General features: G+C 46.9%; 11 protein-coding genes. 2 read left to right on the top strand and 9 right to left on the bottom strand.

Annotated features, from left to right (window positions below; genetic code table 11):
- Positions 1-61 precede the first annotated feature (61 nt).
- Both purN and purM read right to left on the bottom strand, forming a co-directional pair.
- A complete protein-coding gene (gene purN / locus BN3349_RS09975) occupies positions 62-700 on the bottom strand; it encodes a phosphoribosylglycinamide formyltransferase (protein ID WP_040977155.1) in 639 nt (212 codons plus the stop codon).
- Positions 700-1,737 carry a phosphoribosylformylglycinamidine cyclo-ligase gene (purM, locus tag BN3349_RS09970; RefSeq protein WP_040977153.1) on the bottom strand — a complete coding sequence of 346 codons (1,038 nt, stop codon included), beginning with the start codon at positions 1,735-1,737 and terminating at the stop codon, positions 700-702. Before purM ends, purN begins: the two co-directional genes overlap by 1 nt.
- Before the next feature lie 225 nt (positions 1,738-1,962).
- On the opposite strand from purM, the gene BN3349_RS09965 reads away from it, so the two are divergent.
- Positions 1,963-2,430, top strand: coding sequence for a surface-adhesin E family protein (locus BN3349_RS09965; RefSeq protein ID WP_032109383.1), 468 nt, complete (start codon positions 1,963-1,965; stop codon positions 2,428-2,430).
- 116 nt (positions 2,431-2,546) lie between these two features.
- On the opposite strand, the gene BN3349_RS09960 is transcribed toward BN3349_RS09965, so the two are convergent.
- The 6 genes from BN3349_RS09960 to BN3349_RS09935 all read right to left on the bottom strand — a co-directional run bounded on the left by BN3349_RS09960 (position 2,547) and on the right by BN3349_RS09935 (position 8,582).
- On the bottom strand, positions 2,547-3,269 hold the full coding sequence (locus BN3349_RS09960) for a TerC family protein (protein WP_040977151.1): 723 nt from the start codon (positions 3,267-3,269) through the stop codon (positions 2,547-2,549).
- Between the two features lie 69 nt (positions 3,270-3,338).
- Positions 3,339-4,004: a DNA mismatch repair endonuclease MutH gene (gene mutH, locus BN3349_RS09955; RefSeq protein ID WP_040977150.1), complete on the bottom strand. Its 666-nt coding sequence runs from the start codon at positions 4,002-4,004 to the stop codon at positions 3,339-3,341.
- Positions 4,005-4,014: 10 nt separating this feature from the next.
- Complete coding sequence (locus BN3349_RS09950) at positions 4,015-4,554, bottom strand: methylated-DNA--[protein]-cysteine S-methyltransferase (protein WP_040977148.1); 540 nt, start codon at positions 4,552-4,554, stop codon at positions 4,015-4,017.
- Positions 4,555-4,683: 129 nt separating this feature from the next.
- Entirely contained in the window at positions 4,684-5,148 is a 465-nt protein-coding gene (tnpA, locus tag BN3349_RS09945) for an IS200/IS605 family transposase (protein ID WP_040977147.1), read from the bottom strand.
- 189 nt (positions 5,149-5,337) lie between these two features.
- Complete coding sequence (locus tag BN3349_RS09940) at positions 5,338-6,714, bottom strand: porin (protein ID WP_040977146.1); 1,377 nt, start codon at positions 6,712-6,714, stop codon at positions 5,338-5,340.
- Between the two features lie 206 nt (positions 6,715-6,920).
- On the bottom strand, positions 6,921-8,582 hold the full coding sequence (locus BN3349_RS09935; RefSeq protein ID WP_040977144.1) for a putative transporter: 1,662 nt from the start codon (positions 8,580-8,582) through the stop codon (positions 6,921-6,923).
- A 207-nt stretch (positions 8,583-8,789) separates the two neighbouring features.
- Here BN3349_RS09935 and BN3349_RS09930 point away from each other — a divergent pair, with 207 nt between their 5' ends.
- A complete protein-coding gene (locus BN3349_RS09930) occupies positions 8,790-10,577 on the top strand; it encodes an ABC transporter ATP-binding protein/permease (protein ID WP_040977220.1) in 1,788 nt (595 codons plus the stop codon).
- A 67-nt stretch (positions 10,578-10,644) separates the two neighbouring features.
- Here the strand turns inward: BN3349_RS09930 and hslU are convergent, their stop codons facing one another.
- Entirely contained in the window at positions 10,645-11,976 is a 1,332-nt protein-coding gene (gene hslU / locus BN3349_RS09925) for an ATP-dependent protease ATPase subunit HslU (RefSeq protein ID WP_040977143.1), read from the bottom strand.
- Positions 11,977-12,016 lie beyond the last annotated feature (40 nt).

The following is a 12,016-nucleotide window of genomic DNA, read 5'->3' as shown; positions in this document are numbered from 1 at the left end:
AACAAAAATTACGAAAAAAATGACCGCACTTAGGCAAAAAAAATCTCAGTCGTACTGAGATTTATTCGCCGGCATATCCCTCGGCAGGCAACGGACAACCATCCAAATAAGCCGTATCACCGACCAGTTTCAAGCGCCCGTCAACAAACCATTTCACCACTAACGGATAAATGCGCAGCTCCTGATTTTTCACTCGCTGTTCGATATCCGCCACGTCATCATCGGGAAAAATCGGCACTTTCGCCTGCAATACCACCGCACCGCCATCCACCTGTTCATTGACAAAATGCACCGTGGTACCGTGTTCGCACTCACCGGCATCCAATGCCTGTCGGTAAGTATTCAGCCCCGGATATTTCGGTAGCAGCGAAGGATGAATATTCAGAATTCTGCCGTTAAAACGACGGGTAAATGCCGCACTCAAAATCTTCATATAACCCGCCAACACAATTAACTCTGCGCCTAGCGATGCAATAAAATCGCCAATGTCGCTATCCTGCGCCTGCCCGTTGGCATAATCTTTTGCTAAGAAAACCCGTGTTGGAATATTCGCCTGTGCGGCGCGCTGCAAACCAAACGCATCGGCTTTATTGCTGATCACCGCACCGATTTCTGCCTGAATCAGACCGGACTGACAAGCATCAATGATTGCCTGTAAATTCAGCCCCTGTCCGGAGATTAACACAACGATTTTTTTCATCAGCGAATAACGACCTGCGCTTCACCTTCGGCGGCATGTTCGATTAGACCGATCTGCCATGCCTGCTCACCCGCTTGATTCAGCAACGCCACAGCGGTTTCCACATCTTCCTGCGGCAATGCGATAATCATCCCCACGCCGCAGTTAAAAGTGCGGTACATTTCATAGCGGTCGATATTGCCTTTTTCCTGCAACCAGTTAAAAATCGGCGGCCACTGCCAGCTTTGTTCATCAATAACAGCTTTCATTGACGCCGGCAGCACGCGCGGAATATTTTCCCAGAAACCGCCGCCGGTCAAATGCGCAATGGCATGCACGTTAGCATGCTTAATCAGCTGTAACACCGACTTCACATAAATTTTAGTCGGCGCCAGCACCTGTTCGGCAAAGGATTTGCCCGCCAACTGTTGCTCTGCCGGATTAATGCCCGCCACCTCAATCACTTTGCGGATCAGAGAATAACCGTTTGAATGCGGTCCGCTTGAGGCCAACGCAATTAATGCGTCGCCGGCTTTCACTTGGGTGCCGTCGATAATATCCGCTTTTTCCACCACGCCCACACAAAAACCTGCTAAGTCATAATCACCGGCATGATACATCCCCGGCATTTCCGCCGTCTCGCCGCCAACCAAGGCGCAGCCCGCCTGTTCGCAACCGTCGGCAATGCCTTTGACAACACTTGCCGCGACATCCACATCCAGTTTACCGGTGGCGTAATAATCTAGGAAAAACAACGGTTCGGCCCCCTGTACCACCAGATCATTAACACACATCGCCACCAGATCAATTCCAATGGTGTCATGCTTATGCAGATCAATGGCAAGGCGCAATTTGGTTCCCACACCGTCAGTTCCCGATACCAGAATCGGCTCCTTATACTTGCTCGGCAATGCGCATAAAGCACCGAAACCGCCGAGTCCGCCGATGACTTCCGGGCGCGTCGTGCGTTTCACATCGGCTTTAATTTTTTCCACTAACGCATTACCCGCATTAATGTCCACACCGGCATCTTTATAACTTAAGGATTGTTCACTCACGATTGTATTTCCTATTGATTTGTTGAGATAAATTAACCCGCGCATTGTATCACGGCATCGCAATCGTTTGCGATATTTTTGTGCCGCCCGCTGGATTTTTTCTCCGCCGTCGGCAGAAACCGGGCGGTGGTGTCGCGCCGAGCGTTTTTCAGTTAGAAATTCAGCGCAAAATATGCCACAATAAAGCAACCTTAGTCATCAGCATTAAGGCTTAAGGAGTTCAAAATGAAAAAAATAAGTCTCGCGTTAAGTCTTGCCTGTTTAACCGCCTGTTCTGCTCAAACACCGCCTCCGCATGCCGAAGTTGCCTTGATTCCGCCGCAAGTGGCAAAATCCGGCTACCTGAAACTGGCGCAGGATGCGGAATATTACGTCGATACCGCCTCAATTTGGGTGGATAACGAAGATAAACGACTGGTGCATTTTGATGCCGTGATCAATTCCGACAAAGGACTCTTCGTATATAAAGACAGACCCGAGCTGTACGCGAAATCTATTCGCCAGTATAAAATTCTAAACTGCGAAACCCACCGACTGACCCAAATAAGAACCGATTACTATACCGAATTCTGGGGCGACGGCATCCGCGCTGCACCGAAACGGCAGGAAAAATATACTGTGACGCTGAAAAAGAATTCATCGCTTTATGTATTAAGTCAGGTCATCTGCGCCAATATTCACCGCAGCTGGTAAGCGGTATATCGTCGAAATATGGTGATGATATGCTCGTCAATGAGTCAATGAAAAGTGCGGTTAAAATTATAAAAATTTTAACCGCACTTTTTGTTATCTTTCCGCCGTTTTTATCCTTAAGGCTTGGCAATTAAGCGTTTACGCATTTTAATGTTAATCATCTCGACCACGACCGAGAAGCCCATGGCAAAATAGATATAGCCTTTCGGAATATGGAAATCCAGACTTTCGCCGATCAACGCTACCCCCACCAGGATCAGAAAAGACAGCGCCAGCACTTTCAGCGTCGGATGAGTTTCAACAAAATCGCCAATCGGTTTTGCCGCCAACATCATCACCCCCACCGCCAGCACAATGGCAATAATCATCACTTCGAGGTGATTTGCCATTCCCACCGCGGTAATCACGGAATCGAGTGAGAAAACAATATCCAAAATTGCAATCTGTGCCAAAATACTGAAAAAATTCGCCGTTTTTTTCACCGTTTGCTGCGTATCCTCTTCCGGTGTCATGGCGTGGTGAATTTCATGGGTGCTTTTCGCTACCAGAAACAAACCGCCGAGCAACAAAATTAAATCACGTCCGGAAATTGCCTGCTCAAACACCACAAACAACGGCGCCGTCAGTTTCATCAGCCAAGAAAGCGACAACAATAACAAAATCCGCGTTCCCATTGCCAGCCCCAGCCCGATAATACGCCCCGACTGGCGCTGTTGTGCCGGCAGGCGAGAAACTAAGATACTGATAAAAATAATATTATCAATGCCCAGCACAATCTCCAGCGAAGTCAGCGTTAATAAGGCAATCCACGCTTCCGGCGTCGCCATCCATTCAAACATAATTCGATTCCTAATCTAAAAACAAGCTACAAATCATATATGCTTGCAGACAAAATGAAAAGCCGAAAATCAACTTCCCGCTAAAAATTGTTGCAAAATTTCTGCGGTAAATTCCTTGCGCAGATAAAAGCCCAGCGGCAGCGTATCGATGATTTCGCCGTGTTTACCGACGCCTTTAGTCAGCGCACGGCTGTTGGCGCCTTTCGGACGCAGTTGCATGACTTCGCCTAAACGGGCGTTAATCAATTCAATCTTACCCAGCACAATATAATCCATCAGTTCTTCCCAATCCTGACGCAATCGCATTTCTTGCTGCGGCGAAGGTTGCCATAAAATCGGGCTACCGATATGGCGCTGTGCCAGCGGAATGGCACGCGCGCCCTCAACGGGGATCCAAAGTACCTTGGATAGCTTATGCTTTACATGGGAATGCTCCCAGCGAATACCGCGGTTGCGGACAAGCGGTGCCAGACTGACAAAGGTGGTTTCCAGCGGTTTGCCCTGTCCGTCAATCGGAATGGTTTTTAATTCAATCCCTAAATGAATAAAATCCTGTTCGGCCTTACTGCCAGCACTGGCGCCCAGTGCGGTTTCAAGCAGCATGCCGCCCCAGCCTTTATGGCGTTTCAGATCGCGCGGCACGGGCAAATTTAATTCCGCCGCCAGTTCGGCAAGCGTCAACCCCGCGATGTCTCGCGCGCGCTGCAACAGTTCCTGTTCATTCTTCGGGATCATAAAAGTGCGGTCAGATTTTATATTTTTTTAATAATTTCTGTTTAACGTATTCCACGCCTTTATCTTTGTAGTCGATATGTTCGAGCTGCAATAAAAAACGTTTGACCGGCAATCCGCCGCCGAAGCCAGTCAGTGCGCGGTCTTTGCCTAAAATACGGTGGCAGGGAATAATAATACTGATGGGATTGCTGCCGACCGCGCCACCGACCGCGCGCACCGCCTTGGGATTTTCAATCAATGCTGCCAGCGCGCCGTAAGTGGATGTTTCGCCATGACGAATCCGGCGCAGCGCTTGCCAGACGCGTTGCTGAAACGCAGTGCCTTGCGGCGCCAGCGGAATATCGGAAAAATCCTCCGCCTCACCGTTAAAATAACGAGTCAGCGCCTGCTTAACTTGCGCAAAGAGCGGTAAGTTTTCATTGAGAATCCATTTCGGGTTGGGCGCTGCCTGTTCGATTTCAAAATCCAGATTAGTCAGTTTATCCTGCCGACCGAGCATCAATAAACGCCCCACCGGCGAATCGAAATAGCAATAATATAATTCGTCCATTATTCTTTCTCCAATAACAATCCGCACGTGAAACGTGCGGTTTTTAGGCAACCCTATAAGGGCCTAGTACTTCACATGCCCCTCAAGGGGCATGTGAAAAAAACTGACAACTGCACAATAACACTATGACTACCCCTTAAAGGGGTCCACATATTCTTTCTTCGATAAATTATCTTGAATCATATCTTCCTTTTCTTGATTCCTGATGTATTCCTCCACCACCTTAGTATTTAAACCCACTGTACTCACATAGTAACCTTTTTCCCAAAAGTTTCTATTTCCATACTTATATTTTAGGTTCGCATGCCTTTCAAATATCATCAGCGATGATTTCCCTTTCAGATAGCCCATAAAACTTGACACGGCCAATTTTGGGGGGATTCTTACCAGCATATGAATATGAGCTTTCATTGCGTGCGCTTCTAGAATGTCTACATCTTTGTAGTTACATAACTGTCTTAATATTCCACCTATATCTACTCGTAATTTCCCATAAATCGCTTTTCTTCTGTATTTCGGTATGAAAACTATATGGTACTTACAGTTCCATTTTGTATGTGATAAACTCGAATCGTCATTGGAATTACTTACCATGACCTCTCCTCCTATATGTTGAATTTTGGTTGTCAGCCTTATTCATTATAGGAGGATTTTTATTTTACTCACCGCTTAAGCTCTTTGATTCCACACGCATAGCGTGTGGTTTTTATAGCTAGACGTTGTCTAGCTATAATAAAAAAGCCTATCCGAAGATAGGCTTATTATCGTCTATTTTGTGGCGAATTAGAAACTATAATTCAGGTTCAAGCCATACAGATTGGCGGTTGCTTTCGAATGATAGTTCGCCTCAACCGTCACTAAACCGCCGGCAAGCGATTGTTTTTCAGTGAAGTTAAGTTTTTTGCCGCGTAAATGCGCAAAACCGACATCAACAGAAAGATTCGGAGTAAATCGATAAGTGGCACCCACACTATACCAAGTGCGGTTGGTATCTGGAATTGCCGCGCTGGCATAAGGCGTTAATGCTGCCGCTTCGTCATAAGCAATCCCCGCGCGCAACGTTAAATCGTCATTCACATCGTATGTCGCCCCTAATGCGATACGCGAGTTATCATCATATTCTTCGTCTTTGTGGAAAGCGAGCTGACCATTATTATAAGTCGCATGCAGGTTTTTCAAGCGGCTCCATTTGCTGTATTTATAACTGTAATGGACGGCAAATCTTTCGGTTAACTGATGAAAACCGGAAATTTCTAGATAACTTGGTAAATGCAGAATCAGACCGCCTTCACCCACATAGTCTTGGATACCGATCGGCAAATAGCTGCTCGCGGTATTATCCTTGAAATCAATATCTAATTTAGAGTGATAGGCAATACCGATACGGTTATCCGCATTGAATTCATACAAGGCACCGACATTCCAACCGAATGCCCACGCGTTTTTATCTTCCAAGCGAGTAACGACGGTACTTTTCTCAATGCCATCACTAATTACGCTCACTTTTTTCGCTAATGCGGCATACTGACCGCTAGCCGGAATGACAATTGCAGCACTATCCAATGCGGTATCCAAAATACCTGCCCTGCGTTCCACTTTCGCCCGTGCATAAACGGCATTAACGCCGGCACCGACACTTAATCCTTGCGAGACCCGATATGAACCGCTTAAGTTTAAATTCACCGCACTTAATTCGGTTTTGCCGCCGAATACGCCGGCATCATAATCGTCGTCATATTTACTCTTTAAACCAAAGTTAACGTTCATACCGCCGCCGATCGCAAATTTATCGTTCACCGGTGCAACAAAATACAGATTCGGAATCAATGATCCTGGCACAACGTCGCCGTTGTCAGCATTGCCTTCTGCAATGGTACCTAAACCTTCCATTTTCGCTACAACATCGCCGCTCATTCTGATTTTAGAATCGACATAAATACCGCCGACAGAAAACTGATTGGTTTTAAACAGGCTCATTAACGCCGGATTGGTGGCAACCACAGAAGCGTTATCTGCCATTGCCGCTTCCCCGGCATAAGCGCGACCTAAACCGACCGTTGAAATTTCAGCCAATTGGAATGCCGCTGCTGAAGCGCCGCCTGCGGCGGTAAGTAATAAAGAAGCAAGTAGAGTTTTAGTAAAAATGCGAGTTTTTGTCATTTTAGAACCTTGTTGTAGGGTTTTTATTGTAAAAAATCTGTCAGATTGTAAATAAACCATTGATATCGCGCAAACTAATTTAAGTTCCGCAGACAGTAATCCGACCAGTCATCAGACCGATGTGCAACACAGTTTCGGCATCAAAAAGGAAAAAAATATTCCCGCACTTAAGTGCGGGAATACGGATAGTATCGCTCGGAATTAAATTACAGGAACGTCCATAATAATATCGCCAGCAACTGCGGTGAAATAATACGTAGAAACATCACCAGCGGATAAACCGTCGCATAGGACAGCGCCGCCGCGCCGCTGTCTTCTTTAATGGCATTGGCAAATGCCAGTGCCGGTGGATCGGTCATAGAACCGGCTAACAGACCGCATAGCGTGAGGTAATTTAATTTCATATAAAGACGGGCAATTACCGCCACCGCCATCAACGGAATAAAGGTGATTAAAATACCGTATCCCATCCATTCCAGCCCCGCGCCGTTCACTAAAGTATCCACAAAATTACCGCCGGATTTTAACCCTACCACGGACAGGAACAGCACGATCCCGATTTCACGCAAGGCAAGGTTGGCACTTGGCGGCATAAACCAGTACAGCTTGCCCACGCTACCGATTCGCGCCAAAATCAAGGCTACCACCAACGGTCCGCCGGCCAAACCGAGCTTTAACGCCACCGGAAAGCCCGGAATGTAAAACGGTACGGAACCCAGCAATACCCCCAGACCGATACCGATAAATACCGGCAGCATTTGTACATGCTGTAATTTCTGCTGCGCGTTACCGATAATGGCTATTGCATTGCCGATGACATCGCTGCGACCGACCACATGCAGCACGTCACCAAATTGCAATGCGGTGTTGGCGGTCGGCACCAGTTCCACCCCGGCACGGTTTAAACGGGAAATCACTACGCCATATTTCTGATGAATACCCAAGGATTTGATTTTTTTACCCAGCACTTTTTCATTGGTGACCACAATGCGTTCAGAACGTAAATCGCCACTGGTAAAAGTTGAATTCGGCAGTTTACTTTCTTCGCCGATAATAATTTTCATTTTTTTCAGTGCGCCGTCTTCGCCCACCAAGTGCAGCAGATCATCAAGAAAAATTTCCGTATCCGCTTTCGGTACACTCACATTTTCACCGCGTTTTAAACGGGAACACACCACATCTTTGTTATCAAAACCCGGAATATCGGCTAAACGTAAACCGTTAAGGTTCACATTGGTAACTTTAATATTCATTGAGCGCAAGCTTTCTTTATCCTGCCCGCTGTCTTTGCGGAATTTAGTCGCTTCTTCTTCCACTTTAATCTTAAAGAACAAGCGAACCAACCACATCGTCAGCAAAATACCGCAGATCCCGAACGGATAAGCCACCGCATAGGCCATCCCCATGGTTCCCTGCGCTTGCAACATACCCAGCTCGTCTAAAATCTGCTGTCCTGCCCCCAATGCCGGTGTATTGGTGACCGCACCGGAATAAATACCCAGAATAATATCCAGTGGAATATCCGCCACTTTATATAAGGCGATAACACTTGCCGCCCCCAAAATCACAATCAATGCAGCCAGCCCGTTGAGTTTCAGCCCCGACTCGCGTAACGAAGCGAAAAAACCCGGTCCAACCTGAATACCGATAGTATAAACAAACAGAATCAAACCGAATTCCTGAATAAAATGCAGCGTATGCTCATCCAGTTTCAAGCCGTATTGATTCATAAAATGGGCAACGATTATCCCCCCGAACAGCACCCCGCCGATGCCAAGCCCCACACCACGAATCTTCCAGTGCCCGATCCACAGCCCAATCACGGCAACGAGCGCAAGAATACTAATGGTGATAGCAATATCACTCATAGTTACCTCTGTTAGCTTAAATTTAAAAAAAATGACTGCCGGAAATTATAGCAATCTCCATTTTTAAAAAACCAGTGAATTATAAAAAGTTGAATGTTTATCACATTTTTCTTGATTAATATGCTGTTTTTTTTAACAATATTTGAACAAGTTTGTAAATCAGGCAATTTATCAGCGGATAAATGGCTTTTTTATTCGGAACAACACATGAACTGGTCGGAAGAACTCGTCACCTCATTACTTTGGATTATCAAAAGCCTAGTTATTACAGGCATTCTCTTTTCACTTATACTTTATGTTTTAGCCAGAACAACCCGTTGGGCGCATCAGTTTTGGTTGTTGGCAAAAGGTTATCTGTCGCCGCAAAACAGCATAAAGCCTTTATGTTATTTTTTTGTTATTATCGCCTTTAATTTACTGTCCGTGCGATTAGATATTTTATTTTCCAACTGGTACAACGCCATGTACAGCGCATTGCAGGAAATCAATGCCGACGTCTTCTGGCAGCAGATGATCATCTTTTCCGTGTTAGCCAGCATACATGTTGTTAATGTCCTGCTCACCTATTACCTGAGCCAGCGCTTCACTATTCAATGGCGGGTCTGGCTGAATGCCAATATGCTGGATAAATGGACTGCCAATCAAGCCTATTACAAAGCACAGTTTTTATCAAATCAGCTGGATAACCCGGATCAGCGCATCCAGCAGGACATACAATCCTATGTATCCGACTCGCTCGGATTTGCCACCGGTGTGATTTCCTCATCGGTATCTCTGGTCGCATTTACCATCATTTTATGGAATCTGTCCGGTCCGATGAACATCGGCGGCGTGGAAATTCCGCACATGATGGTGTTTTTAGTGTTTATTTACGTGCTGATCAGCAGTATCTTTGCATTTAAAATCGGGCGTCCGTTAATTCGCTTAAATTTCCTCAACGAACGGCTAAACGCTAACTATCGTTATTCATTAATTCGCCTGAAAGAATATGCCGAAAGCATCGCGTTTTACCGCGGTGAAACCATGGAAAAAAGTGCGCTGCTACGTCAGTTCGACAAGGTGATTGAAAACGTTTGGCAGATCGTATACCGCAGCCTGAAATTAACCGGTTTCAACCTGCTGGTCTCACAAGTATCGGTCATTTTTCCGTTTATTATTCAGGCAATCCGTTATTTCAGCCAACAGATTAAGCTGGGGGATCTGATGCAAACCGCTCAAGCGTTCGGTAAAGTGGAAAGCGCGCTGTCTTTTTACCGCAATGCTTATGACAGTTTCACCGCCTATCGCGCGGTGCTGGATCGTCTAACCGGTTTCCATAGCGCGATTATGGATGCCAATCAGCCCTCCAAGGTGGAGATGCAGGATACTACAGGCGCGGTATTCTTCCGTGCCTTGAATGTCAATACGCCGGACGGACAAACCTTAATCCGCGATCTCAATGTGCAATTGACAGCGGGCACAAGATTGCTCATTCAAGGGCAGTCTGGTGCTGGAAAAACCACCTTATTGCGTACCGCCGCCGGGCTATGGCCGTATTCGGAAGGAAGCGTCGGTCGCCCACTACAAAGCGCATTGTTTTTATCGCAAAAACCTTATTTGCCGCAGGGTCGTCTGCTCGATGCGCTTTATTACCCGGAAGCTGCGCCGCAGTCGGCGGATATTCAACAAGCCGCCGCGCTGATTCGGCAGGTTAATTTAGGTCATCTGGCAGAAAAACTAGAACAGCAGGATGACTGGAGCCGCGTGTTATCGCTCGGCGAGCAGCAACGGCTGGCTTTTGCTCGCCTGATTCTGCACAAACCTGCCGTTGCGTTTCTGGATGAAGCCACTGCCAGTATGGACGAAGGTTTGGAAGATGCCATGTATCGGTTATTAACCACGGCGCTGCCGAATACGACCATTATCAGCATAGGGCATCGTTCAACCCTGCTGCGTCATCATCAGCAACATTTACATATTCATGCCGATCAAAGTTGGACACTGACGACGGAGTAAGAAACAAAAAAGTGCGGTGGAAAAAAGCAACATTTCCACCGCACTTTTGACTGTTTCGCATTCGGGATTAGAGAATAAAACGGCTGAGATCTTCGTTTTCTACCACATCACCTAAGGCGTTTTTCACATACGCGGCGTCAATAGAAACTTGCTGTCCGTTCATATCGCTGGCGTTAAAGGAAATTTTATCCATTAAACGCTCCATCACGGTATGTAAACGGCGTGCACCGATATTTTCGGTTTTCTCATTTACTCGAAACGCCGCCTCAGCGATGGTGTTGATCGCATCATCGGTAAAGGCGATATTCACCCCTTCGGTCGCCATCAGCGCTTTATATTGCTCAGTCAGCGAAGCGTTCGGTTCGGTCAGAATACGTTCAAAATCTTTCGCGGTTAAGGCGGAAAGCTCAACGCGGATCGGCAAACGCCCCTGCAATTCCGGAATTAAATCCGACGGGCGAGCTACCTGAAACGCACCGGAGGCAATAAATAAAATATGATCGGTTTTCACCATGCCATGCTTGGTGTTGATAGTCGAACCTTCCACCAACGGCAGCAGATCACGCTGCACTCCTTCACGGGAGACATCGGCGCCGCTGTATTCGCCTTTTTTACAGATTTTATCAATTTCGTCGATGAACACGATGCCGTTTTGCTCCACCGCATCAATGGCTTTCTGCTTCAGTTCTTCCGGATTGATCAATTTCGCCGCTTCATCGTCGATCAAAGCTTTCAGCGCATCTTTGATTTTCATTTTGCGTTTTTTGGTTTGCCCGCCGGATAAATTCTGAAACATCGACTGTAGCTGGTTCGTCATATCTTCCATGCCCGGCGGCGCCATAATTTCAACGCCCATGGACGGCACCGCCACATCAACGTCAATTTCCCGTTCGTCCAGCTGCCCTTCACGCAGTTTTTTGCGAAAAACCTGACGCGTACTGCTGTGATTGTCATGATTTTCCACATCGCCCCATTGGTTTTTCGCCGGCGGCAGCAGCACGTCCAAAATACGATCTTCCGCCGCTTCTTCGGCACGGAAACGATTTTTTTCAATTTCGCTTTGGCGCACCAGTTTCATTGCGCTGTCGGTAAGATCGCGGATAATTGAATCCACTTCTTTGCCCACGTAACCGACTTCGGTAAACTTGGTTGCCTCCACTTTAATAAACGGCGCATTCGCCAGTTTTGCCAGACGACGGGCGATTTCGGTTTTTCCCACGCCGGTCGGACCTATCATCAAAATATTTTTCGGCGTCACTTCATGGCGCAACGGCTCTTCCAGTTGCATTCTGCGCCAGCGGTTGCGCAAGGCAATGGCTACCGCTCTTTTCGCCTCCGCCTGCCCGATAATATGCTGATCCAGTTCGGATACTATTTCACGAGGTGTCATTTCAGACATAATCAATTCCTTTCCTACTCTATTGCCGATATATCGCCGT

Source organism: Necropsobacter massiliensis, from assembly GCF_000827595.2.
Lineage (GTDB): Bacteria > Pseudomonadota > Gammaproteobacteria > Enterobacterales > Pasteurellaceae > Necropsobacter > Necropsobacter massiliensis.
This window is presented reverse-complemented; position numbering and strand designations above follow the sequence as displayed.

Bases quoted from the DNA above. Each gene is read 5' to 3' on its own strand.
- BN3349_RS09965 (WP_032109383.1), top strand. From the start codon at position 1,963: ATGAAAAAAATAAGTCTCGCGTTAAGTCTTGCCTGTTTAACCGCCTGT.
- BN3349_RS09930 (WP_040977220.1), top strand. From the start codon at position 8,790: ATGAACTGGTCGGAAGAACTCGTCACCTCATTACTTTGGATTATCAAA.
- tnpA (WP_040977147.1), bottom strand. From the start codon at position 5,148: ATGGTAAGTAATTCCAATGACGATTCGAGTTTATCACATACAAAATGG.
- BN3349_RS09960 (WP_040977151.1), bottom strand. From the start codon at position 3,269: ATGTTTGAATGGATGGCGACGCCGGAAGCGTGGATTGCCTTATTAACG.
- BN3349_RS09950 (WP_040977148.1), bottom strand. From the start codon at position 4,554: ATGGACGAATTATATTATTGCTATTTCGATTCGCCGGTGGGGCGTTTA.
- BN3349_RS09940 (WP_040977146.1), bottom strand. From the start codon at position 6,714: ATGACAAAAACTCGCATTTTTACTAAAACTCTACTTGCTTCTTTATTA.
- purN (WP_040977155.1), bottom strand. From the start codon at position 700: ATGAAAAAAATCGTTGTGTTAATCTCCGGACAGGGGCTGAATTTACAG.
- mutH (WP_040977150.1), bottom strand. From the start codon at position 4,004: ATGATCCCGAAGAATGAACAGGAACTGTTGCAGCGCGCGCGAGACATC.
- BN3349_RS09935 (WP_040977144.1), bottom strand. From the start codon at position 8,582: ATGAGTGATATTGCTATCACCATTAGTATTCTTGCGCTCGTTGCCGTG.
- hslU (WP_040977143.1), bottom strand. From the start codon at position 11,976: ATGTCTGAAATGACACCTCGTGAAATAGTATCCGAACTGGATCAGCAT.